The following is a 23,415-nucleotide window of genomic DNA, read 5'->3' on the forward strand; positions in this document are numbered from 1 at the left end:
CGGCCCCCCCCCGCGCCCCGGGCGGGGGGGAGCCCCTGGCCCCCACCCCCCCCCGCCCCCCCCCCCCCCGGGGGGCGGCCCCCCCCCCCCCCCCCCCGCCCGGGATCAGCGCTCGGCCGGCTCCTGGATCAGCTCTTCGAGCAGCCGGGCAGGGCGTCGGTCTTGTCGGCCTTGATGTTCTCCAGGGCCGCCATGGCGTCGTCCATGGTGCTCACCTTGACGAGGGTCAGGCCGGACGGGATGTCCTTGGCCGCCTCGGCGCAGTTGTCGGCCGGGGTGAGGAAGTACTGCGCGCCCTGGCCGCGCGCCCCGATCGTCTTGAGTCCGATGCCGCCGATCGGGCCGACCTTGCCGTCGTCGTCGATCGTGCCGGTGCCGGCCACGAACTTCCCGCCGGTCATGTCGCCCGGGGTGAGCTTGTCGACGATGCCGAGGGCGAACATCAGGCCCGCGCTCGGGCCGCCGACGTCGGCCAGCTTGATGTCGATGGTGAACGGGAACAGGTGCTCGACACCGGCCTGGATCCCGACGACCGCCCGCGCCTTGCCCTCGTCGGTCGACTTCCGGGTGGTGACCACGACCTGCTGCGTCGCCGTCTCCTTCTTCTTCGCCGCCGCCTCGGGGATGACGGTGAACGTGACGTTCTGACCCGGCTGGTGCTTGGTGACGAGCTTGGCGACGTCGCCCGGGTTCTTCACCTCGGTGCCGTCCACCGCCTTGATCACGTCGCCCGCGTGCAGCTTGCCCTCGGAGGCGCTGTCCTTGACGACCACGCCGACGATGACGCGCGAGGAGACCGGGATGTTCAGCCTCTTGAGCGCGGCGACCTTGGCGCTGTCCTGGGACTGGGTGAACTCCTCGGCGTTCTGCTGGTCGGCCTGCTCGGCCGTCTGGCCCTGCGGGTAGAGGGTGTCGTGCTCGACGACCTTCTCGTCATGGCCGATCCAGCCCACCACGGCTTCCACCAGGTTCATCCGGTACTCCGCGCCCGTGACCCGCACCGTGGTCATGTTCAGGTGACCGGTCGTCGGATACGTCGGGTGCCCGGAAATCTGCAGGACCGGTTCACCCCCGTGGTCGCCCAGGGTGTTGACGGTCGGCCCGGGAGACATCTCGGCGTAGGGAGCCGGAGTCAGGAGCGCGACGCACAGCAGCGCTATCAGCGTCATGGTCGCGGCGATCAGCGTCGCGGTGCGGCGTGGCATGCCACGAATGTACGGGACCGGTCCGACAAGCGGCCCGCTGGGCCGGTCGGCGGTGGCGGGGATGCCGGAGGCCCGACTATCCGGAATGGGACTTCTGCATCGCCTCGCGGAACCGCTCGTAGTCCGCGAGCGAGGATCCGTCCCCGGTGGCACGGGTACGTGCCGCCCAACTGCCCCAGACAGTAGCGACGAGCACGGCGACAAGCGGAATGAGCAACCAAGCCAGCGCTGCCATGAAGTACTCCCGACCCGCGAACGCCGAATATGGACCTATGAGCAGATTAACCACCCAGTAGGACAACGGTCGGGGCGGGTCAGGAGTTACGCAACCGGAGGGCGGCCAGGCGTGGGCCGGACGGCCCAACCGCGCCGGCGCTACGCGCCGACCCGCCCACCCGTCGCCCGACCACCACCCCTGTCGGACGGCGCTACGCGCCGACCCACTCTTCCTGACCATCCGCGAAGGTCTGGTGCTTCCAGATCGGGACCTCGGCCTTGAGCTCGTCGATCAGCCGGCGGCAGGCCGCGAACGCCTCGCCGCGGTGCGGGCACGAGACTGCCACGACCACCGCCAGATCGCCCACTCGGAGGTCACCCACACGGTGGACGGCCGCCAGCGCGCGCACCGGGAACTCCGCCGCGACCTTCTCCGCGATCCGCCGCATCTCCGCCTCCGCGGTGGGGTGCGCGGAGTAGCCGAGGCCCGTCACGGCCGCGCCGGAACCGCCGTCGTGGTCCCGTACGGTCCCGACGAACAGCGCCGTGCCCCCGGCCTCCTCGTGCCCGACGGCCGCGAAGACCTCGTCCACGGACAGGGGCGTGTCGCGGATCTCCAGGAGCCGGATCGGGTTCTGCGCGTCAGCGTGCGTCGGTGCCATGCGGCACATGCTGCCTCATCAGCCCGCGATGCGGAAGTTCGATTCCGGCAGCCCGACCGCAGCGTCCGGCGGCTGCCGCCCCCGGGTCCCGCCCCGGATCCGACCCCTAGATGCCGCGCCGCTTGCGGGCCCGGCGCACCAGGGCGGCCGTGCCCACCAGGGCGACCGTCGCGCCCGCCGCGCCCAGGGTGGTGGCGTCCTTGCGGCCGAGGCGGCGGCCGGCGACGGAGTTGCGGCCCGCGACCTCCTCCAGGAGCTGCGCGAGCACCTCCTCGTTGGTCCACTGGGGCCGCCAGCCCGCCTCGTGCAGCCGGCTGCCGCTGACCACCCAGGGGTGCATCGTGTACGCCAGGTCGCCGGCCGGGGACGGGGTCAGGCCGAGGCGGTGCAGCCGCGAGGCGGCGCCGAAGGCGATGGCCGGCGGCAGCTCCATACGGCGGATGCCCGACAGCTCCTCGACCTCCTCCTGCTCCAGCCAGCCGTCGCAGCCGACGGCCATCTCCCCGTCGACCTTCTCCAGGACGGCGTACTCCAGCGCCGACACCAGGTCCTCGACGTGGCAGAACTGCCAGCAGGGGCGGCTGCCCGCCACCACGAGGAGCCGCGGCGACTCGAAGTACCTGGTCAGCGCGGTGTCCGTGCCGCCGACGAGGACGGCGGGGCGCAGGATCGTCACGTTCAGCCCGGGGTGGGCGCGCGGGGCGCGGCGGCCCAGCCGTTCGATCTCCAGCAGGTCGTCGACGAAGCTCGCCTCGGCGGTGGCCCGCAGCGGGGCGTCCTCCGCGAGCGGAACGTCGTTGTCGGCCTGGGCGCCGTAGACCATCGCCGACGTGCACAGCACCGCCCGGCGCACCCCGGCGGCGGCCGCCGCGGTGAGCACCGTCTGCGTGCCGCGCACGTTGAAGGCCGTACGCGCCTTGGGGTCGGACTCCAGATCGAGGTCGAGCCCCAGGTGGACGACGACGTCGACACCGCGCAGCTTCTCCGCGATGGCCGGGTCGCGTACGTCGAGGACCCGCCAGGTCGCTCCTGGCACGTCCCCACGGCGCTCGTCGATCGCGACGACCTTCTTGACGTCGTCCGAATCGACGAGCCGCAGGGCCAGCAGATGGCCGAGGCCGGACGCCGCACCGGTGATCGCCACCACAGGGCCCGCGGGGGCCTTGGACGGGCTCCGCTCTGGGCGAACGTGTGCTTCTGGGGAACTCACCGGGTGTCTCCCACGGTTGTTTCTGGTACGAGGTGCGCACTTGCTACGCAGCCATCCTGCCTGACTGGTGTCTAGGCTGGAGGTACAGCCCACAACACACCGCCCCACAGACAGCCCCCAACACATAGAGCCGAGGAAACCCGTGAGCGACCACCCATTCGGATTCGGCGTCCCTCCGGAGGAGCCCGAGGACGGGGACGAGGGCAAGAAGCAGGGCCCCGGCGGATCGGGGCAGGGGCCTGCCAACAACCCCTTCGGCTTCGGTGGCGTGAATCCCTTCGGCGGCGCCGGCGGCGACAACCCCTTCGCCGCGATGTTCGGCTCCCTGAACCCCAACGACCTCGGTGCCGCCTTCCAGCAGCTCGGCCAGATGCTGTCCTACGAGGGCGGCCCGGTGAACTGGGACATGGCGAAGGACATCGCGCGCCAGACGGTCGCGCAGGGCACCTCGGACGGGGTGAAGGACGCGAGCGTGGGCCCGGCCGAGCGCGCCTGGGTCTCCGAGGCCGTCCGGCTCGCCGACCTGTGGCTGGACGGGGCGACGTCGCTGCCGTCCGGTTCGGGCAGCGCCGTGGCGTGGAGCCGCGCCGAATGGGTCGAGGCGACCCTGCCGGCGTGGAAGGAGCTGGTGGACCCGGTCGCGGAACGGGTCGGCGCCGCCATGGGCGATGTGCTGCCCGAGGAGATGCAGGCCATGTCCGGGCCGCTGCTCGGCATGATGCGCTCCATGGGCGGGGCGATGTTCGGCAGCCAGATCGGCCAGGCGCTGGGCACCCTGGCGGGTGAGGTGGTCGGCTCCACGGACGTGAGCCTTCCGCTCGGCCCGGCCGGCAAGGCCGCGCTGCTGCCCGCGAACATCGCGGCCTTCGGCGAGGGCCTGGGCGTCCCGCAGGAGGAGGTGCGGCTCTACCTGGCGCTGCGTGAGGCCGCCCACCAGCGGCTCTTCGCCCATGTGCCGTGGCTGCGGGCCCACCTGTTCGGCGCGGTCGAGGGGTACGCCCGCGGCATCAAGGTCGACACGACCAAACTGGAGGACGCGGTCGGCCAGCTCGACCCGTCGAACCCCGAGGCCATGCAGGAAGCGCTGGCGCAGGGCATGTTCCAGCCCGAGGACACCCCCGAGCAGAAGGCGGCCCTGGCCCGGCTGGAGACGGCGCTCGCGCTCGTCGAGGGCTGGGTGGACGCGGTCGTGCACGCCGCCGCGGCCCCGCACCTGCCGTCCGCCGCCGCGCTGCGCGAGACGCTGCGCCGCCGCCGGGCGACCGGTGGCCCCGCCGAGCAGACGTTCGCGACGCTCATCGGTCTGGAGCTGCGCCCGCGCCGGCTGCGCGACGCCTCCCGGCTGTGGGCCTCGCTGACCGACGCCCGCGGTGTCGACGGGCGGGACGGGCTGTGGGAGCACCCGGACATGCTGCCCACCGCCGAGGACCTGGACGATCCGGACGGCTTCGTGCACCGCGAGACCGCCGACTTCTCCGAGCTCGACAAGATGCTCGGCGAGGCCGCCGAGAAGCGCCTGTCCAAGGGCGACGCGGACAAGAACGACACGCCGACCGACCGCCCGAAGGGCGACGACAGCAAGGACGACGAGGGCAAGTGAGTCTGCACGCGGACGCGGCGCGCGTCCTGAAGGAGTGGGACGCGCCCGACGCCGGCCAGGAGAAGCTGCGGCTGGCCTACCTCGACCACCTCGACAGCGCCCCCGAGGGAATGTGGAAGGCGTCGCAGCCGGGCCACATCACCGCCAGCGCGCTGGTGGTCGACCCGGGGACCGGGCGGGTGCTGCTGACCCTGCACAAGAAGCTGCGGATGTGGCTGCAGATGGGCGGCCACTGCGAGCCGGAGGACGCCACACTGGCGGCCGCCGCGCTGCGCGAGGCCACCGAGGAGTCCGGCATCGCCGGGCTGGAGCTGCTCCGTCCGGAGCCGGTGAACCTGGACCGGCACCTGACGCCGTGCGCCTGGCACCTGGACGTGCAGTACGCGGCAATCGCGCCGCCCGGCGCGGTCGAGGCGATCAGCGAGGAGTCGCTGGACCTGCGCTGGTTCGGCTACGACGAGGTCGGCTCGGTCGCCGACGGTTCGGTGGAGACACTGCTGGCCCGGACCCGCGCGCTGCTCTGAGCCGCTGCCGGGCCGTGCCCGCGCGCTGCTTCGAGGCGGCGCGCGGGCACGGGCCGTGCCGTGGACCGGCTCAGCGGTTGTTGGTCCAGATGTTGCCCTGGTTCTGGGCGTGGGCGCCCTGCTGGCCCACCCCGAACTGGGCGCGCAGGCCCTGGCCGATCTGCGCGTTCTGCGGCGGCATCAGCTCGCTGGGCTGGACCAGGACGTATCCCTGGCCCACGAAGTTGAGCTCCCAGCCCTCGCCGGTGTTGCCGCGCCGGCGGTAGACCGACGAGCTGCTGGTCTGCGCCTGCATCTGCACCCGCAGCGAGGACGACCAGGCGACCACCGCGTCCGCGTCGCAGGAGACGTACTTGTCCGGGGTGACCGGCATCAGCAGCGGCTTGCCGGAGGTCATCAGCGCGACCTTGCCCTGGCCCGAGATGTTCAGGTTGTAGGCGCCGGTGCCGGACAGGCCGAACTGGCTGTCCACGGCGATCACGTCCCAGTGCAGCCCGGAGTCGAGGGCGAGCACGTAGGCGCTGTCCACGGTGAGGCCGTCGTGGTCGACGTCCACCACGTGGATGTGCTGCGCCAGGTTGGCGAGGTAGACCGTGCCCTGCCCGGAGCAGCGCATCAGGTCCAGGCCCTCGCCGGTGGCCATCCGCGCGCCGCGCTGGTTGCGCGACTGGAACTCGCCGTCGAATTCGATCATGCCCTGGTAGGCGACCATCGCGCCCTTGCGGGCGAGGCAGTCACGGCCGGAGTTGCCCTCCAGCTTGACCCGCAGCAAGTACGGGTTCTGGAGTGCGTAGAGGTCGTTCGACTGGACCTCGGTGTTCGCGAAAAGCGGGCTCTGCATATCGGTCGCTCCCCCTCAGCCCCGTGCCCGGAGGCGGTCTGTGCTGTCCTCGCTGGGCTGTACGACGACGAAGCCCTGGCCGGAGAACGCGATCTGGAACGCCTCGCCGCTGCCCCGCCCGATCAGGGAGGACGCCTTGAAGCTGCGCTTGGCCTTCATCTTCAGCCCCGACGACCAGGCCACGAGTGCGTCCGGGTCGACGTAGGTCTCGTCGGCGCCGCTTCCGCAGTCGACGACGATCGGTGTGCCGCGGGAGGTGATGGCGACCCAGCCGGTGCCCTTGACCCCCACGTTGAACAGGCCCTGGCCGGCGAACTTGGCGAGCCCCTTGACCCGCTCGACGCCCCACTGCAGGTGCGCGTCGAAGGCGAGCAGGTTGGTGCCGTTGACCGACAGGGACTCGTTGTTGAGGTTGACGCACACCACGTCGGCGCCGTAGTCGGCCAGGTAGAGCAGGCCGTCCCCGGTGCACTTCATCAGGGGCGCGCCCTCACCGGTGAGCCACTGCGAGGCCATCTGCCGGACGGCGGGCGGGTTGGGCTCGTACTGGACGAAGCCCTCGTAGGCGACCATCGAGCCGGTGCGGGCGAACAGGTCCTGGCCGGTCTGCATGGCGACCTTGAGCATCGCCGAGCCGTGCGTGTCCATCCGGGCGGTCACCGGGGCCGGTGCGTAGCCCGCGATCATCTGCTGGTCCATGTGCGGGTCACACCTCGTAGGGCTGGACGACGATGAAGTTGCCGGGAGCGCCGCGGAACTGCAGGTTCACGGTCTCTCCGCTGTGGCCGGGGTAGGCGTTCCTGCGCAGCCGGACCTGGCTGGAGATGATCACCTGGGACGCCGCCGACCAGGCGACGATCGCGTTGCAGTCCGCGTATGTGGTCGGGGTGACCGGCAGCACCACGGGGGTGCCGTGGGTCTTGACGATGATCGTCCCGGTGCCCTGGAACTGCATCGTGAAGAGCGCGCCGCCGGGGATGCCGTGGCCCTCGATCCTGCGCACCTCGTACTGCAGGGTCTCGTCGAACGCGAGCACGTTCTCCGAGGAGACGCAGATGGCGTCGCCCTGGAGTTCGATCGGGTGCAGATGGGCGCCGTTCTCCGCGAAGAAGACCTGGCCCTGGCCGGTGCAGCGCATCAGCTGCATCTCCTGGCCGGTGGCGCCGCCGACGATCCGGCCGGCGAAACCCGCGCCCTTGTAGCTGTACTCGACCTTGCCCTGGTAGAGCACCATGCTGCCCTGGCGGGCGAGCACCGGCTGCCCGCCGGCCTGCGAGAGGTCGACCCGCATCATCTTGTTGTTCTGCTGCGTCCACCGCTGGCCGGTGGGCGTCTCGCGGAACTTCTGCAGCGCGCCGGAGATCCCGCCCACCGGCTGGCCCGCCTGCGGCTCGCCGTACGGTGCCGGCTGGCCGGGGACCTGGCCGAACTGGGGCTGGCCGGGCGGCTGACCGAACTGGGGCTGGCCCGGCGGCTGCGCGTACTGCGGCGGGCCGGGGGGCTGGCCGAACTGCTGGCCCGGGGGCGGTCCCGGCGGCGGGACCTGGCCGAACTGCGGCGGGGTGGCCAGCGGCGCGACCATGGTCGGCTGCTGGTGTATCGACGGGTTGCCCGGGGGCGGCGCGAAGCCCTGCGCGGCGGCCGGCTGCGGAGCGCCGAACGCGGGCGCGGGCTGCGGGGGGCCGGGCGGAGCACCGAAGGAGGGGGCGGGCGCGGCACCGCCGGGCGGCGGCGCGAAGCCGGGGGCGCCGCCCTGCTGCGGCGGCGCGGCGGCCGGCGCCTCCTCGGCGACCTCGCCGCCGAAGTTGCGCAGCAGCGCGTCCAGCCCGCCGTCGAAGCCCTGGCCGACGGCGGCGAAGCGCCACACGTCCTTGAGGTAGATGTCGGCGAGCATCACCGCACGCTCGGTGGTGAACTCGGCACCGGTGAATCCGTAGCGCGCGACTTCCTCACCGCCGGCGACGATCCGGATGTACCCCGGGCCCACCTGCGACATCTGGCCGTTGCCGTCGACGGTCGCGGTGAAGGAGAGCTTGCGGATCTTGGGGGGAATCCGGTCGAGCGTGACGCGGAAGGACTCGCTGTCCCCCGCCTGCGCGCCGAGCTGCTGGATGGATTCCTCGGGCGACTTGGGCTGGTTGAAGAAGATGAAGTAGCTGTCGTCGGACAGCTGCTCCTTCTCGTCGAGCCCGAAGCAGCTGATGTCGAACGACAGGCCGGGTCCGGCGATCTGCACACCGATGTACAGATCCGTCCCCGCCGTGAGATCACTGATCTTGGCCTTGTGGCCACGTTGGAATTCCCTGGCCATACGAACGACCGTCCCCCATCCCGTAAATACATGTGCGTTGCGACAGGCTAGCCCCTGGCCCCGACAGCGGCTATTCCTCGCGGACGGTCGGAAGCTGCGGCAGCCGACCTGCCGCCACGACGCCCTCCAGGTACCCGCGGGCCCGCTCGGTCCGCGGGTACGACTCCAGCAGCTTCCAGAAGCTCGGGCCGTGGCCCGGCACCAGCAGATGCGCGAGTTCGTGCAGCAGAACGTAGTCGATGACGTACTCGGGCATGCCCTGCAGCCGGTGCGAGAGGCGGATGCTGCCCTCGGAGGGGGTGCAGGATCCCCAGCGCGAGTTCTGGTTGGTGACCCAGCGGACCGAGTCCGGCTCCGCGCGGGCGTCCAGGTACTGCTCGGAGAGCTGGGCGGCGCGCGCGGAGAGCTCGTCGTCGCCCAGGATCCGTTTGCTCTCCTGCGCCGCGAGTTTCTCGAGCATCACCGTCACCCAGCGTTGCTCCTCGGCGACCGACATCCGGGCCGGGATGAGGACCACGGTGCGGTCGCCCTCGCGGTAGGCCGAGACCGTCCGGCGCCTTCGGGCGCTGCGGCGCACTTCGACCTCACTCGTCCGGGAGGTGAGGGACTGCTGGCTGGAGAGGTCATGCGCTGGGTCGGCGGACACGCTCCGACGTTACCGGGTGGGGGTCCGGGAAGTCCCGTCCCCAGGCCGGTTGGCGCGGGAATCCCCTCGCTTCGTGCGCATATTGAACGACTGTCCCCCACAACCTGTGGATAACTTTTCGTCACCGTCGGCGCTCACGCGCATTCTGTGATCACCGCACTACAGGCGTGCCAAATCCAATGATCTTGAATGAATTCGCGGGCTTCCATCGGAGGTGATCATGCGGCCGGGAGGATGAGCGATTGCTCACAACCCCCATCCCGACCTTTGCGGGGGTGGCGTCGAGGGCATGGGTGGGGTGGGCCCGCTCCCGGTGCCCGGCGACGTCGGACGCGGTTGCGGTTGCGGCGTGGGAAGTGCCGTGAGGGCGGTGCTGCCCGCCGCGCCGCGAGTGCGGAGAGGCACAATGGCCACGAGACCGACGGGAAAGAGGAGCGCATGTCTGATCTTCCTCGTAAGGCGGTGACTCGCACCGCGAAACTGGCCGCGCTCCCCCTGGGGTTCGCGGGCCGCGCCACACTCGGGCTGGGCAAGCGGCTGGGCGGTCGTCCCGCCGAGGTCGTCGCGACCGAGCTGCAGGAGCGGACGGCCGAGCAGCTGTTCAAGGTGCTCGGCGAGCTCAAGGGCGGGGCCATGAAGTTCGGCCAGGCCCTGTCGGTGTTCGAGGCCGCGCTGCCCGAGGACGTGGCCGGTCCGTACCGCGCCGCCCTCACCAAGCTGCAGGACTCCGCGCCCCCGATGCCCGCGAGCACCGTGCGCAAGGTCCTCGCCGAGCGGCTGGGTCCCGACTGGCGGAAGCTGTTCACGTCGTTCGACGAGACCCCGGCCGCCGCCGCCTCGATCGGCCAGGTGCACCGCGCCGTCTGGCACGACGGCCGGGCGGTGGCGGTGAAGGTGCAGTACCCGGGCGCCGGCGCCGCCCTCCTCTCCGACCTGGCCCAACTGGGACGGGTGGCACGCCTGTTCGGTCCGATGATCCCGGGCATGGACATCAAGCCGCTCATCGCCGAGATGCGCGACCGGGTCTCGGAGGAGCTGGACTACGAGCTGGAGGCGGCCGCCCAGCAGGCGCACGCCACGGAGTTCGCCGACGACCCCGACGTCCTGGTGCCCCAGGTGGTCCACCAGGCCGACCAGGTCCTGGTCACCGAGTGGATGGACGGCGTGCCCATGGCCGAGGTGATCGCCAAGGGCACCCCGGAGCAGCGGGACCGGGCCGGCCAGCTGCTGGCGCTCTTCCTGTTCGCGGGCCCGGCGCGTACCGGGCTGCTGCACGCCGACCCGCACCCGGGGAACTTCCGGCTGATGGTGGACGACGGCCCCGCCAAGGGCTGGCGGCTGGGCGTGCTGGACTTCGGGACGGTGGACCGGCTGCCCGACGGGCTGCCGCTGCCGATCGGCACCGCGCTGCGCCTCGCGCTGGAGGACGACGCGGAATCGGTGCACGCGCTGCTGCGCCAGGAGGGCTTCGTCCGGCCGTCGATCAAGCTGCGCCCGGACGCGGTGCTGGACTACCTGCGGCCGATCATCGAGCCGGCCGGGTCCGAGGAGTTCACCTTCACCCGCGGCTGGATGCGAGCGCAGGCGGCGCGGATCGCCGATCCGCGCTCGCCCGCCCACCAGTTGGGCAAGCAGCTGAACCTGCCGCCGGCGTACCTGCTGATCCACCGCGTGACGCTGAGCACCATCGGCGTCCTGTGCCAACTGGGCGCGACGGTGCGGCTGCACGACGAGCTGCTGGAGTGGTTGCCGGGCTTCGACGCCGGTGGGGCGGCCGAGTCGGCGTGACCGTTCAGCGGCCCGCTACCACCAGGAGGAGTCGAGACGGCCTTCGATGCTGCGGAGGTTCTCCCGGCCGCACCGGTCACAGAAATAGACGCGCCGGCTGTTCTCCACGGAGCAGGTCCAGGTGATCGGGAGCCCCTCCTCGACGGTGCCGCAGCGCGCGCACGTCGTCGTCCGGGCAGTTTCGACCCGGTCGTGCTGAGTCTTCTGGTCCACTGGGCGACGATACCTCCGAGTAGCCGCCAAAGTTCGTAACGCACCGCGGGGCCGGTCCATTCGGACCGGCCCCGCGGTGTTCGCTGTGGCACGGAAGGGTGGAACTCGGCCGTCACGGGGCGGCCGTTGACGCGTGGCTACCGCTTCTTACTGCATGACGGCCATCGCCAGCGCGCGGCGGGCGCGCAGCGAGACTCGTTCGGCCCGGCGCTGCAGTCGGCGTGCCGACACCAGTCGAAGGGCCTGACGTTCGTGCTCGGCCTCGTAGAGGCGTTGTTGCATATGGGCACGTGCCAAGGCTTCTGGCATGAGTTGCATCTCGGTGTTCCTGTTCTGGCGGGCGCTGCGGGCGCCGGAAGTGTGTCGTGCGGCTTCGGTGGCGTGCGCCACATCTGTGGAGGGGTTCATGGGGACCTGCTTCTCGGGGTCGTGCGTCACGGGTCGGTCGATGGTTCCTACGGTGCTGGTGTTCACACCGCTACTGCGTTCTTGCGCGGACGGCCACGGGGCCGCTTGCGGGCTACGACGACGCCCTGGATGAAGAGCTCTCCACCCCAGACGCCCCAGGGCTCCCGGCGGTCCTTCGCACCGGCGAGGCAGGCCTCGCGGACGGGACAGGTCTGGCACAGCGTCTTGGCGTACTCGACGTCGGCCGGGGACTCCGCGAAGAAGACCTCCGGGTCGTAGGTCCGGCAGGGGACGGGTACACCGAGGCGCTCGATTTCGTCATCGAGCTCGGTCAGGGGCAGCAACGGGACCTCCGAGTGGACCGCGGGCGGGGGAAGCGGGTCTGTGGGCGATACGGACGGGGCGTGCTGGGTGGCAGGCACGGTCGTGGTGTTCCTCGTCTGTCTGGTCCGGCCGGTGGGCCGGTTGTTTCGGCTGGAGAAAACAGAAGGGCCGCGGATCCCGGTCTGGGATTCCGCGGCCCTGGAAGGTGCCGGTCTGATCGTCGATCAGACTGGATCGCTCCAGGGTTCGAGCCCGCGGTAGGCCCACATCGAGAGGTGCTGCTGCTTCTGTCCATTTGTGCTGTAACCGGCACCGCCGGACGTAAAGACGTGGGCCGGGGCCTTCGTCTCCACTACTGCCGGTGCCTTGGTCGCTCGCTCGCTGCGCTCACGGATGGAAAGATCCGCGGCGGCAGCCAGACGCAGAGCCTTGGCTCCGGACATACCGGTGCCGGGCAGCGGGGCGCCGAGCGTGCAGGTGGCGATGACGACCGGACGATCGGTCAGTTTCACGTTCTTGATCTTGATGGTCACGGGTCTTCGCCTCCTCTCGGCGTCTCGTAGGGCTTGTGTGCTTACTCAGTACATCACGATCTCACCGGCTCTTGGAAGAGCCTCAGTGACCGTGCTCCGGAAGGCTATGGGGACTTCCGCGCCGTGCGCAAACTATTTTTCGGGTTCTTCTGCAACAGGTTCGTCACCGGGTCCACCGGCGGGTTCTCCGCCGGTGCACAGGGCCAGGACCTCGGCGCCGTACTTGTCCAGCTTTCGGCTGCCGACCCCGGCGATCGCCGAGAGCTCGGCCGCCCCCTCCGGCCTGACCTCGGCGATGGCCAGCAGGGTCTTGTCGGTGAAGACGCAGTACGCCGGCTGCCCCAGTTCCCGGGCCTGCTCCGCGCGCCAGTCGCGCAGCCGCTCGTACAGCCCCTCGTCCAGGTCCGACGGGCAGTCCTCGCACCGCATCAGCTTGATCTCGCCGGCCTCGGACAGGGTGCGGCCGCAGACCCGGCAGCGCACCGGGCCGCGCTTGCGCCGGGCGGCGGCCGCGCCGCGCTCGATGCCGCCGCCACCGGCCGCGAAGCGGTTGCCGGTGCCGCGCGTCGCGGAACCGGGCCGCAGGCCGTCCAGGAAGCGGGAGGGCTTGCGGGAGGCCCGGCCGCCCGGCGAGCGGGAGAGCGCCCAGGACAGGAAGAGGTGGAGCCGGGCCCGGGTGACGCCGACGTACAGCAGCCGGCGCTCCTCCTCGACCTGCTCGTCGGTCTTGGCGTAGGTGATCGGCATCATGCCCTCGGTCAGGCCGACGAGGAACACCGCGTCCCACTCCAGGCCCTTCGCGGCGTGCAGGGAGGCGAGCGTGACGCCCTCGACCGTCGGGGCGTGCTGGGCGCTCGCCCGCTCGTCCAGCTCCGCGACGAGGTCGGACAGGGTGGCCTCGGGGCGGGCCAGCGCGAAGTCGTCGGCGAGCCGGACCAGCGCGGCCAGCGACTCCCAGCGGTCCCGGACGGCGCCCGACCCGGCGGGCGCCTCGGGCGACCAGCCGCGGGAGCCCAGGACGGCCCGCACGTGCTCCGGCAGCTCCGCGTCCGCCATCCCGGGGTCGGAGCCGGCGCCGGCGCGGGCGGCGCCGCGCAGCAGCAGCCCGGCCTCGCGGACCTCCGGCCGTTCGAAGAACCGCTCCGCGCCCCGCAACTGGTACGGCACCCCGGCGTCGGCGAGCGCCTGCTCGTAGACCTCGGACTGGGCGTTGATGCGGTAGAGGATGGCGATCTCGCTGGGCCGCACCCCGCCGGCGACGAGCTCCTTGATCCGGCGGGCGGTGCCCTCGGCCTCGGTGGGCTCGTCCACGTACTCGGTGTAGCCGGGCTCGGGGCCCGGCTCGCGCTGCGAGACCAGCTCCAGCCGGTGCTGCGCCGCCTGGCCCCTGGCCTGGGCGAGCAGCCCGTTGGCCAGCTGGACGACCTGCGGGGTGGAGCGGTAGTCCCGGACGAGCTTCACGACGGTGGCCCCGGGGTGCCGGGTCCGGAAGCCGAGCAGGTAGTCCGGGGTGGCGCCGGTGAAGGAGTAGATGGTCTGCGAGGCGTCGCCGACGACGCAGATGTTGTCCCGCCCGCCGAGCCACAGGTCCAGCAGCCGCTGCTGGAGCGGGCTGACGTCCTGGTACTCGTCGACGACGAAGTGCTGGTACTGGGAGCGGATGGTGTCCGCGACATCGGGGCGCTCCTGGAGGACGCCCACGGTGAGCAGCAGCACGTCCTCGAAGTCGATGACGCCGCGGTCCCGCTTGAGCTGCTCGTACGTCGTGTAGATCTTCGCGATCTCCGCCGGGTCCCGGGGGACGTCGCGGCCGGCCTTCGCGGCGGCCGCCGGATAGTCCTCGGGGACGGTCTGGGTGACCTTGCACCACTCGATCTCGCCCGTCACGTCCCGCAGCTCGCTGCGGTCCAGCCGGATCCGGCAGCGCGCGCCGGCCTCGGCGACGAGCTGGACCTTGCGCTCGACGAGCCGCGGCATCTCGCCGCCGATGGCGCGCGGCCAGAAGTACTGGAGCTGGCGCAGGGCGGCGGAGTGGAACGTACGGGCCTGGACGCCGCCCGCGCCGAGCTGGCGCAGCCGGCCGCGCATCTCCCCCGCCGCGCGGGCGGTGAAGGTGACCGCGAGCACGCTGCCGGGCTGCAGTATCCCCGCCCGCACCCCGTAGGCGATCCGGTGCGTGATCGCACGGGTCTTGCCCGTGCCGGCCCCGGCCAGCACGCAGACCGGCCCCGTCAGCGAGGTCGCGACCTCGCGCTGCTCGGGGTCGAGCCCGTCGAGCACGGCGTCGGGGGAGTCCGGCACTGCCGGGAAGAGCGAGGTGTGCGTTGGTGCGGTCACCCCGCCATGCTGCCAGGTCCGCGGAGGCGGCCGGGAAAGTTATCCACAGCCGGGGTGTGATGGTCCGACCGCGGACGGTGGGAAACCGGTGGCGGTGGGGGCCGCAGGAATGTCCGGAGCGGGGTAGGCGTTGACGCGATCGAAGATTTCACCTGCGTGTGAGGAGCGGACACCCATGTCGGGCACTGTGACGATGTACAGCACCACCTGGTGCGGCTACTGCCGTCGGCTCAAGGGCCAGATGGACCGCGAGGGCATCGGCTACACGGAGATCAACATCGAGAACGACCCGGAGTCCGCGGCGTTCGTCGAGAAGGTCAACAACGGCAACCAGCTGGTCCCGACCGTGCTGTTCCCCGACGGCTCGGCGCTGCCCAACCCGTCGCTGGCGCAGGTCAAGCAGAAGCTCGGCGTCTGATCCTCGACGTCTGATCGGGCCGGGCCCGCAGGGCCCCGCCCCACCCGCATCCGCCGGGGCGCGACCGCGCCCCGGCGGAGTGCTGTCCGGCCCCGTGCGGGTCCGTCAGCCGGCTGCCGGGAACGGGGCGCCGTACCAGAGCTCCATCAGGCGGGCGGCGATCGAGATGCCGCCGGGCGGCAGGATCTCCCCGGACTCGATGCCCTTGCGCAGGTCCTCGCGGGAGAACCAGCGGGCCTCGTGGATCTCCTCACCGTCGACCTGGATGTCCGGCGAGGTGGCGCGGGCCATGAACCCGAGCATCAGGCTCGACGGGAAGGGCCACGGCTGGCTCGCGACATATGTCACGTCGCCGACCGCCACTCCCGCCTCCTCCGCCGTCTCGCGCACCACGGCCTGCTCCAGCGACTCGCCGGGCTCCACGAACCCCGCCAGCGTCGAGAACCGGCCCTCCGGCCAGTGCGCCTGGCGGCCCAGCAGCGCGCGGTCCTGGTCGTCCGTCACCAGCATGATCACTGCGGGGTCGGTGCGCGGGTAGTGCTCGGCGCCGCACGCCTGGCAGCGCCTGATGTGGCCGGCGGCGGCGATGACCGTGCGCTCGCCGCAGCGGGAGCAGAAGCGGTGCGCCCGCTGCCAGTTCTCCAGCGCCACGGCGTGCACCATCAGGCCGGCCTCCAGCGGGGAGAGCAGCCCGGCCACCTCGCGCAGCCCCGCCGCCCGCGCCACGTCGTCCATCCGGCCCGGCAGGCTGTCCTTCTGCAGCGCGAAGTACCGCACGCCGTCGTCGCCGATGCCGAGGAAGTAGCGGTGGGTCTCGGTCTCGGGCGCGTCGAAGGCCGGGACCATGACCAGCTCGGTGCGGCCGTCCTTCTCCTCGACCAGCACCTGGCCGCCGGAGACGACGAAGACCCGGGTCGTCGGGTGGCTCCAGGCCGCGGCCAGCCAGGCCTCGTCGAGCCGGTGGTGAGCGGCGCGGTCCACGGCCGCGTGGGCAAGGGTCAGCGGCTGGGTGGACAGGTCGATCTCGGACAAGGCTGCTTCCAACTCCCCGTGCGTACGTGCGGTACGCGGTAGCGCGGCTGTCGTGGTCGGTGACCGGTGTCGGTGGGGCGCGCCGGCGGAACCGGCGGCGTCACCCGGTGGCCCGGTCGGCGGCGGGGCGCCAGTTCTCGGCGAGGTCGCCCCAGAGGTAGGCGGCGGTCTCCACACCCTTGAACAGCAGGTCGAGCTCGACCTTCTCGTTCACCGAGTGCCAGCCGTCGGACGGAACGGAGATCCCCAGGAACAGCACCGGCACGTCCAGCACGTCCTGCAGATCGGCGGCGGGGCCCGAGCCGCCCTCGCGGGTGAAGAGGATCTCCTGCTGGAACGCCCGGCCCATCGCCCGGACGACCGACTGCAGCGCCGGGTGGTCGAGCGGGGTCAGGCAGGGGCGGGTGGTGCCCCAGAACGTGACCTCGTGGCGGATGCCCTCCGGGAGCCGGGCGGCGACCCAGTCGGTGACGAGCTGCTGCACCGCGTCCGCGTCCTGCCCGGCGACCAGCCGGAAGGACAGCTTCAGGTGGGCCGAGGCCGGGACGATGGTCTTGCCGCCGGGGCCCTGGTAGCCGCCGTACATGCCGTTGACCTCGGCGGTCGGCCGGGCCCAGATGCGCTCCAGGGTGGTGTGGTCCACCTCGCCGAGCGCCCCGTGGGACTTGGCGGTGCTCAGCCACTTCGACTCCTCGAACGGCAGCGCCGCGAAGAGCTTCCGCTCCCGGTCGGTCAGCTCGACGACCCCGTCGTAGAACCCCGGGATCGCCACCCGCCGGTCGTCGTCGTGCAGCGCGGCGACCAGCCGGGCGGCCTCGGTGGCGGGGTTGGGCACCGCTCCGCCGAACGAACCCGAGTGGATGTCCTGGTCCGGCCCGTACAGGTCGATCTGGCAGTCGGCCAGGCCGCGCATGCCGGTGCAGACGGTCGGGGTGTCCTCCGACCACATCCCGGTGTCGGAGACGATCACCGCGTCGCAGGCCAGCCGGTCGGCGCGCTGCTGGATCAGCTTCAGGAAGTTCGGCGAACCGGACTCCTCCTCACCCTCGATCAGCAGCTTGAGGTTGACGGCGGGCGCGGTCCTGCCCGTCGCGGCCAGGTGGGCGCGCAGGCCCAGTGTGTGGAAGAACACCTGGCCCTTGTCGTCGGCCGCGCCCCGGGCGTGGATCCGGCCGTCGGCGGTGTGCGGCTCGAAGGGGTCGGTGTCCCAGCCGTCCTCGCGGGCGGCCGGCTGCACGTCGTGGTGCCCGTAGACCAGCACCGTCGGCGCCTGCGGGTCGCCGGAGGGCCACTCGGCGAAGACCGCCGGCAGGCCGTCGGTCTCCCAGACCTCGGCGGTCGGGAAGCCGGTCTCCGCCAGTTTCGCCGCCAGCCAGCGCGCGCTCTCCAGCACGTCGTCCGCCCGCGCGGGGTCCGCGGAGACGGACGGGATCCGCAGCCACTCGACGAGGTCGGCGAGGAACGAGGAACGGTGGGCGTCGATGTAGGCGTGGACAGCGCTGTCCGGGGCGGTGCTCATGGCATCGAGCCTAACGGGCGCGCCGCACGGCCGGCGCCGGAGGCCATGATCAGCCGCCGGGGCCGCAGGCGGCCGGTCGATCGCGGCGGCAGGCCGGTCGCGGCGGCCGATCGCGGCGGCCGATCGGTCGCGGCGGCCGGTCGCGGGTCAGTCCGGCTCGTCGAGCAGCAGCCGCTCCAGGGCGGCGCGGTCCGGCAGGGACGCGGGCCGGACGACGTCGCCGGTCCGGACGTACAGGAACGCGGCGGTCACCCGGTCGAGCGGCAGCCCGTGCTGCTCGGCCCAGGCGAGGCGGTAGAGGGCCAGCTGCAGCGGGTCGCCGGACCGGGAGCGGCTGGTCTTCCAGTCGACGATCTCGTAGCTGGCGCCGCCGTCCGGGCCGTCACCCGGGCCTTCGGTCCGGTAGACGGCGTCGATGCGGCCGCGGATCATGCGGCCGGCCAGCGCCAGCTGGAAGGGGGCCTCGACGCGGTGCGGCGTCCGGTCCGCGTACGGGGTGCCGAGGAACGCCTCCTTGAGGACGGCGAGGTCCCGCTCGTCGTCGATCTCGTCCCCGCCCTCGACCCCGGGCAGGTCCTCGGGCGCGAAGAGCGGCCGCTCGTCGAAGCGGGACTCGACCCAGGCGTGGAAGCGGGTGCCGCGGCGGGCCGCGGGCTGCGGCGGGCGCGGCATGGGCCGGGCCAGCTCGCGGGCGAACCCGTCCGGGTCGGCGGCCAGCCGCATCAGCTGCGACGCCGTCAGGACGGCGGGCACCGGCACGTCCCGGACGGTCGCGCGGGCGCGCCGCAGCTCCCCGGCGAGCGCGTCCAGGTCGCGGTCCCAGGAGGCGACGAGCCGGGCCTCCTCGGGGAGCAGGTGCGCCCGTGCCGGGGCGTCGCCGTCGGCGCCGGCCTCGGCGAGCGTGTGGCCGGGGTCGGCGGGGCGCTCCGGCTCCGCGCCGGAGGTACCGGGATCGGGATGCTCGAAGCCCTCGGAGCGCTCGGAGCCTTCGGGATACTCGAAGCCTTCGGGGCGCTCCGCCGAGAGCTCGTCCCAGTCGGCGTCCTCCCACTCCTCCTCGTCCGCCCACCCGGGCTCGTCCTCCGCCGGCGCCTCGGCGTCGGCGAACGGCCCCGCCCCCGCGAACGGCTCCGACTCCGTGAACGCCTCCGCCTCCGGGAACGCCTCCGCCTCCGGGAACGCGTCGGCGAACGCGTGCTCCTGCGGCGCGTCCAGGTACGCGAGGACCGTCCTGGCCGCCTGGCGGCGGCGCTCCAGGGCGGTGGCGTCGAGCGGCAGCGGCCAGGCGTGCTCGACGGACGTCTCCAGCGCCGGGTTGACGGCGTCCTCCGCGGGCTCCTCGGCCCAGTGCTCGATCTCGCCGTGGCCCGCCTCGCAGTGCACGCGCAGCGCGTCCAGGAACGCGGACGGGCCGTACGGGTTCTTCTGGGTGGGCCCCCACCAGTAGCCGGAGCCGAGCAGCAGCGAGCGGGGCCGGGTGAAGGTCACGTAGCCGAGGCGGAGTTCCTCTATCCGGTTGTGCTCCTTCATCGCGTCCCGGAACCGGTCGAGGCCCGCCTTCGACCATTCCTCGACGTCGGGAAGGGTCGCCGCGTCACCGCGCAGCGGGTGCGGCAGCACCTTGGCGTTGGCGGTCCACAGCTCACGCCCGCGCTCGTTGGGGAAGCCCTTCCTCACCAGCCCCGGCACGGCCACCACGTCCCACTCCAGGCCCTTCGACTTGTGCGCGGTGAGCACCTTCACCGTGTTCTCACCGCCGGGCAGCGAGCTGTCGAGCCCCTTCTCGTACTGGGCGGCGGTGCGCAGGAAGCCGAGGAAGGCGAGGAGGGTCGCCTCGCCGTCGAGGGAGGCGAAGTTGGCCGCTATGTCCAGGAAGGCGTTGAGCGTCTCCTTGCGGCGGGCCGCCAGCGCGTGCGGGGACGCGGACAGCTCGACCTCCAGGCCGGTGACCGCGAGCACCCGGTGCAGGACGTCCATCAGCGGGTCGGCCAGCGCGCGCCGCAGATCCCGTATCTCGGCCGCCAGCCGGGCGAACCGGACCCGCGCCTCGGGCGAGAACGGCAGCTCGTCGCCCGGGTCGCCGTCCAGGAACGTCTCCAGGGCGTCGGCGAGGGAGACGACCTCGGCGGGGTCGACGCCCTCGACCGCCGCCGCCAGCCGCCGCTCCGGGTCGTCCTCCGCGCCGCCCGCGCCGAACCGGACCAGGACGCGGGCCCGGCGGCCGAGCAGCGCCAGGTCCCGGGCGCCGATGCGCCAGCGGGGGCCGGTGAGCAGCCGGACCAGCGAGGCGTTCGCCGTCGGGTCGTGCAGCACCTCGCAGACGGCGACGAGGTCCGCGACCTCCGGCAGGTGGAGCAGCCCGGACAGGCCCACGACCTCGACGGGGATGTCCCGGGCGACGAGCGCGGCATGGATGTCGGCGAAGTGGCCCGTCGTCCGGCACAGGACGGCGATCTCGCCGGGCTCGGTGCCGGTGCGCACCAGGTGGGCCAGCGAGTCCGCCAGCCACTCGATCTCCTCGGCCTGGCTGGGCAGCAGCGCGCAGCGCACCAGCCCGTCGCGCTCGGCGCCGGGGGCGGGGCGCAGCGCCTCGACGCCCTCGTGCCGGGCGCGCAGCTCGGTGGCGAGGCCGTTGGCGAGGTCCAGCAGGCGGCCGCCGCTGCGGCGGTTCTCGCTGAGCGAGAAGCGGCGGGCGGGCGTCCCGTCGGCGTTCGGGAAGTGGGCGGGGAAGTCGTCCAGGTTGGCGACGGAGGCGCCGCGCCAGCCGTAGATCGCCTGGCAGGGGTCGCCGACGGCGGTGACCGGGTGGCCGGTGCCCTCGCCGCCGAACAGCCCGGCGAGCAGCAGCCGCTGGGCGACGGAGGTGTCCTGGTACTCGTCGAGCAGCACCACCTTGTACTGCTCGCGCAGGATCGTGCCGACCTCGGGGCGGGTGCGGGCCACCGTCGCCGACAGGGCGATCTGGTCGCCGAAGTCGAGCAGGTCGCGGCGCTGCTTCTGCTCGCGGTAGGCGGCGGCGAGCCCGGTGAGGTCCTGGCGGGCCCGCGCGGTCTCCGGCAGCTTGCGCAGGTCCGCGTTGCTGAGCTTGACGGGGGTCAGGGTGTCGAGCCAGCCCGCGTCGTGGGCGAGCAGCCGGTCCGGGCGGACCAGGTGCTCGTTGAGCTCGCCCTCCAGCGCCAGCAGGTCGCTGACCAGGGACGGCAGGCTCTTGGTCAGCGCCGGGTACGGGCCGGGCGCGGCCCGCAGCACCTTCGCGGCGAGCTGGTAGCGGGTGGCGTCGGCGAGCAGCCGGGCGGTCGGCTCGAGGCCGATGCGCAGCCCGTGCTCCTTGAGCAGCTGGCCGGCGAACGCGTGGTACGTCGAGATCTGCGGCTCACCGGCCGCGCCGTCCCCCTCGCCGGGCGAACCGGGCGAACCGGGCGGCCCGATCGGGTCCGGATCGGTGATCCCGGCCTGGACGAGCGCCTTGCGGACCCGCTCGGCGAGCTCACCGGCGGCCTTGTTGGTGAACGTCAGCCCGAGCACTTCCTCCGGGGCGACCTGCCCCGTCCCCACCAGCCAGACGACGCGGGCGGCCATGACCGTCGTCTTGCCGGAGCCGGCCCCCGCCACGATCACGTTCGGCGCGAGGGGCGCCGTGACGCACTCCATCTGCTCCGGGGTGAAAGGGATGCCGAGGAGCGCCTTGAGCTGCTCGGGATCCGTGATGCGTGCTGCCACCCCAGTGAGGCTATCCGGCCCCACCGACAACCGGCGGCCACCCGGGCGGGGCACTACCCCGCCGGGGACTCACCCGGCGGGGCGCGCGCAGGTGCCCGTCAGACGTTCTTGCCGCCCTCGTCCGTGAACTTGCTCATGTCCACCGTCTGGGAGGCCGGCGGAGCCACCGCCTTGACCGGCTTGTCGAAGTCGGCGAGGGTCGCCGTGTTCGGCTCGTCACCGCCCTCGACGACGACCTTCAACGGGTACGGCTCCCCCTGGGCCGCCACGTAGATCGTCGTCTTCTCGGACTCGCCGGCCTTCTTCTGGATGATCGTGACGACCGGCTGCCCGGCGACCGTGGTCGGGGCTCCCTTGGTGAAGGTGCCGTCGGTGTCGTCCGACGACATCTCGTCGAAGAACGAGTCCAGGTCGCAGAAGGACCGCAGGTCCTCGTCCTTGGCGGCGTCGCCCGGTACCTGCATCCACTTGCCGTGCAGCAGCTCGACCATGGCCTTGCCGTCCTTGCCGCCCGCGTCGAGCCAGAAGGAGTCGTTGCCCTTGATGTAGCTGGTGTGGTGCGTGCCGATGAACTGCATCGTCTGCTTGTCCTGGCTCACCGCACCCGCGCACTCGCCCGCGGTGGACATCGAGGCCTTCAACTGCAGGGGCTTGCCGTCGCTGATGCCGACCACCTCCACCCGCACCGCCTTGAGGGCCTTGAGGGTCGCTTCGGCCTTGTCCGAGATCTGCCGCGCGGTCAGGGCGTCGAGTCCGGTCGGTGCCGTGGTGCTCGCCGAGGCCGTCGGCCTCAGCTTCGACCCGATCACCGCGTCGTCCGCCTTGTCGCCCCCGCAGCCGGTCAGCCCACCCACCAGGGCCGCACAGACCAATGAGGCCGCCACGACGTTCCGCTGTCCTGCCACCGAACTTCTCCTCCACCCACACGCGCCACACTGATAAGCACAAGATAAACATGCGGACGCAACGGGTTTGACCCGGGCCGAGCGCCCGAGGCCGCGGAGCGGACGGTCAGGCGTCGAGGCCCAGGCCGGAGTCCCCGCCGAGCCGGCTGACGTCGATCGTCCGGTTGGCGGGCGGAGCCGTGACGTTGACCGGCTTGTCGAAGGAACCGAAGGTCATGGTCGGTCCGGTCGGGTCCGTGACCTTGAGGAGGTAGGCCGGGCCCTGAGCGGCCACGTAGTACGTCGCGGTCCCCGTCCGGTCCCTCTTCCTGATGGTGACCACCGGCTTCCCGTCGATCGTTCCCGGGGCACCCTTCGTGGCCGTTTCGTGCTCCGACCGCAGGATTCCGACGACGTTCGCCACGTCGCAGCTCTTCGAGAGCCGTTTGCCGGGGGTCGAGGTGGCGGCGAACTTGATCCACCGGTCGGCCGCGAGTGCCCCGAACGCCTTGCCCTTGGGGCCCATGGCCGACCAGTACGCGGCATCGCCCTTGACGTAGGCGGTCCTGTCGGCGGTTCTGACGATCTGCGTCGTCCCACCGTTCATCCGAGCGGCGGCCGCGCAGGCTCCGCTCCTGGTCGCGGCGATCTTCACCTGCGCCGGCTTGCCCCGCACGACCATGGAGACCTCCATGGTCATGGAGCTGACGGAATTCATCGTGTCCCAGAGCCGGCGGGAGATCTCCGGCGCCGACAACCCGTTCAGCGAACCGTCCGACGCGTGGGTCGCGTTCGCGGACCTCGACGCCGGCTGGACCGATCTGCCGCGCTCCGCCGTGTCCTGGCAGCCGGAGAGCGCCCCCACGGCCGCGACGCAGACCACAACGACTGCGACAACACTGCGCCTCAACGCCACGACGGCCACTTTCCCTCAACCCGCGTCCCCGCACACCCGCCCCAGCGCGGATGCCCCTGTACCGAACTGACGCCCGAACGGCGGGAAGGGTTGCACCAAGGAGACACC

22 protein-coding genes are annotated in these 23,415 nt (G+C 72.2%); 5 read left to right on the top strand and 17 right to left on the bottom strand.

The window, feature by feature from the left end; all coding sequences use genetic code 11:
• Positions 1–128 precede the first annotated feature (128 nt).
• From ABZ721_RS35750 to ABZ721_RS35760, 3 genes are all read right to left on the bottom strand, one after another.
• On the bottom strand, positions 129–1,205 hold the full coding sequence (locus ABZ721_RS35750) for a PDZ domain-containing protein (protein ID WP_358792960.1): 1,077 nt from the start codon (positions 1,203–1,205) through the stop codon (positions 129–131).
• A 428-nt stretch (positions 1,206–1,633) separates the two neighbouring features.
• On the bottom strand, positions 1,634–2,092 hold the full coding sequence (locus ABZ721_RS35755; RefSeq protein ID WP_358792961.1) for a molybdenum cofactor biosynthesis protein MoaE: 459 nt from the start codon (positions 2,090–2,092) through the stop codon (positions 1,634–1,636).
• Between the two features lie 97 nt (positions 2,093–2,189).
• A complete protein-coding gene (locus ABZ721_RS35760) occupies positions 2,190–3,293 on the bottom strand; it encodes an SDR family oxidoreductase (protein ID WP_358792962.1) in 1,104 nt (367 codons plus the stop codon).
• 142 nt (positions 3,294–3,435) lie between these two features.
• Here ABZ721_RS35760 and ABZ721_RS35765 point away from each other — a divergent pair, with 142 nt between their 5' ends.
• Both ABZ721_RS35765 and ABZ721_RS35770 read left to right on the top strand, forming a co-directional pair.
• Complete coding sequence (locus ABZ721_RS35765) at positions 3,436–4,893, top strand: zinc-dependent metalloprotease (RefSeq protein WP_358792963.1); 1,458 nt, start codon at positions 3,436–3,438, stop codon at positions 4,891–4,893.
• A complete protein-coding gene (locus tag ABZ721_RS35770; RefSeq protein WP_358792964.1) occupies positions 4,890–5,417 on the top strand; it encodes an NUDIX hydrolase in 528 nt (175 codons plus the stop codon). The genes ABZ721_RS35765 and ABZ721_RS35770 overlap by 4 nt, the downstream gene beginning before the upstream one ends.
• A 70-nt stretch (positions 5,418–5,487) precedes the next feature.
• Here the strand turns inward: ABZ721_RS35770 and ABZ721_RS35775 are convergent, their stop codons facing one another.
• The 4 genes from ABZ721_RS35775 to ABZ721_RS35790 all read right to left on the bottom strand — a co-directional run bounded on the left by ABZ721_RS35775 (position 5,488) and on the right by ABZ721_RS35790 (position 9,215).
• A complete protein-coding gene (locus ABZ721_RS35775) occupies positions 5,488–6,258 on the bottom strand; it encodes an AIM24 family protein (RefSeq protein WP_358792965.1) in 771 nt (256 codons plus the stop codon).
• Between the two features lie 15 nt (positions 6,259–6,273).
• Entirely contained in the window at positions 6,274–6,957 is a 684-nt protein-coding gene (locus ABZ721_RS35780; protein ID WP_277439996.1) for an AIM24 family protein, read from the bottom strand.
• A gap of 7 nt (positions 6,958–6,964) precedes the next feature.
• Complete coding sequence (locus ABZ721_RS35785) at positions 6,965–8,569, bottom strand: TerD family protein (RefSeq protein WP_358792966.1); 1,605 nt, start codon at positions 8,567–8,569, stop codon at positions 6,965–6,967.
• 70 nt (positions 8,570–8,639) lie between these two features.
• Complete coding sequence (locus tag ABZ721_RS35790; RefSeq protein ID WP_358792967.1) at positions 8,640–9,215, bottom strand: M48 family metallopeptidase; 576 nt, start codon at positions 9,213–9,215, stop codon at positions 8,640–8,642.
• 438 nt (positions 9,216–9,653) lie between these two features.
• On the opposite strand from ABZ721_RS35790, the gene ABZ721_RS35795 reads away from it, so the two are divergent.
• Positions 9,654–11,003 carry an AarF/ABC1/UbiB kinase family protein gene (locus ABZ721_RS35795; RefSeq protein ID WP_358792968.1) on the top strand — a complete coding sequence of 450 codons (1,350 nt, stop codon included), beginning with the start codon at positions 9,654–9,656 and terminating at the stop codon, positions 11,001–11,003.
• Positions 11,004–11,018: 15 nt separating this feature from the next.
• Here the strand turns inward: ABZ721_RS35795 and ABZ721_RS35800 are convergent, their stop codons facing one another.
• From ABZ721_RS35800 to ABZ721_RS35820, 5 genes are all read right to left on the bottom strand, one after another.
• Positions 11,019–11,216 carry a hypothetical protein gene (locus tag ABZ721_RS35800; RefSeq protein ID WP_358792969.1) on the bottom strand — a complete coding sequence of 66 codons (198 nt, stop codon included), beginning with the start codon at positions 11,214–11,216 and terminating at the stop codon, positions 11,019–11,021.
• A gap of 147 nt (positions 11,217–11,363) precedes the next feature.
• Positions 11,364–11,624, bottom strand: a complete 261-nt coding sequence (locus tag ABZ721_RS35805) for a hypothetical protein (protein WP_358792994.1) — start codon at positions 11,622–11,624, stop codon at positions 11,364–11,366.
• Between the two features lie 62 nt (positions 11,625–11,686).
• Positions 11,687–12,046, bottom strand: a complete 360-nt coding sequence (locus ABZ721_RS35810; protein WP_358792970.1) for a WhiB family transcriptional regulator — start codon at positions 12,044–12,046, stop codon at positions 11,687–11,689.
• Positions 12,047–12,172: 126 nt separating this feature from the next.
• The gene (locus tag ABZ721_RS35815) at positions 12,173–12,481 is read right to left on the bottom strand and encodes a hypothetical protein (RefSeq protein ID WP_358792971.1); all 309 of its coding nucleotides are present in this window, start codon (positions 12,479–12,481) and stop codon (positions 12,173–12,175) included.
• A 132-nt stretch (positions 12,482–12,613) separates the two neighbouring features.
• Positions 12,614–14,818 (bottom strand): ATP-dependent DNA helicase UvrD2, encoded by a 2,205-nt coding sequence (locus ABZ721_RS35820; protein ID WP_358792972.1) that lies wholly within the window; start codon positions 14,816–14,818, stop codon positions 12,614–12,616.
• 175 nt (positions 14,819–14,993) lie between these two features.
• On the opposite strand from ABZ721_RS35820, the gene ABZ721_RS35825 reads away from it, so the two are divergent.
• Positions 14,994–15,236 carry a mycoredoxin gene (locus tag ABZ721_RS35825; RefSeq protein ID WP_358792973.1) on the top strand — a complete coding sequence of 81 codons (243 nt, stop codon included), beginning with the start codon at positions 14,994–14,996 and terminating at the stop codon, positions 15,234–15,236.
• Between the two features lie 105 nt (positions 15,237–15,341).
• Here ABZ721_RS35825 and nudC read toward each other — a convergent pair whose 3' ends face one another.
• From nudC to ABZ721_RS35850, 5 genes are all read right to left on the bottom strand, one after another.
• Complete coding sequence (gene nudC / locus ABZ721_RS35830) at positions 15,342–16,268, bottom strand: NAD(+) diphosphatase (protein WP_358792974.1); 927 nt, start codon at positions 16,266–16,268, stop codon at positions 15,342–15,344.
• Positions 16,269–16,368: 100 nt separating this feature from the next.
• Positions 16,369–17,787: a dipeptidase gene (locus ABZ721_RS35835; protein ID WP_358792975.1), complete on the bottom strand. Its 1,419-nt coding sequence runs from the start codon at positions 17,785–17,787 to the stop codon at positions 16,369–16,371.
• A 147-nt stretch (positions 17,788–17,934) separates the two neighbouring features.
• Positions 17,935–21,507 carry a UvrD-helicase domain-containing protein gene (locus ABZ721_RS35840; protein ID WP_358792976.1) on the bottom strand — a complete coding sequence of 1,191 codons (3,573 nt, stop codon included), beginning with the start codon at positions 21,505–21,507 and terminating at the stop codon, positions 17,935–17,937.
• A 98-nt stretch (positions 21,508–21,605) separates the two neighbouring features.
• Complete coding sequence (locus ABZ721_RS35845) at positions 21,606–22,412, bottom strand: hypothetical protein (RefSeq protein ID WP_358792977.1); 807 nt, start codon at positions 22,410–22,412, stop codon at positions 21,606–21,608.
• Positions 22,413–22,518: 106 nt separating this feature from the next.
• Positions 22,519–23,091 (bottom strand): hypothetical protein, encoded by a 573-nt coding sequence (locus tag ABZ721_RS35850; RefSeq protein ID WP_358792978.1) that lies wholly within the window; start codon positions 23,089–23,091, stop codon positions 22,519–22,521.
• On the opposite strand from ABZ721_RS35850, the gene ABZ721_RS35855 reads away from it, so the two are divergent.
• The gene (locus ABZ721_RS35855) at positions 23,084–23,377 is read left to right on the top strand and encodes a hypothetical protein (RefSeq protein WP_358792979.1); all 294 of its coding nucleotides are present in this window, start codon (positions 23,084–23,086) and stop codon (positions 23,375–23,377) included. The two genes, ABZ721_RS35850 and ABZ721_RS35855, sit on opposite strands and share 8 nt — an antisense overlap.
• Positions 23,378–23,415: the final 38 nt, after the last annotated feature.

Origin of the sequence: Streptomyces sp. NPDC006733, assembly GCF_040636125.1 — a bacterium.
Taxonomy (GTDB): domain Bacteria; phylum Actinomycetota; class Actinomycetes; order Streptomycetales; family Streptomycetaceae; genus Actinacidiphila.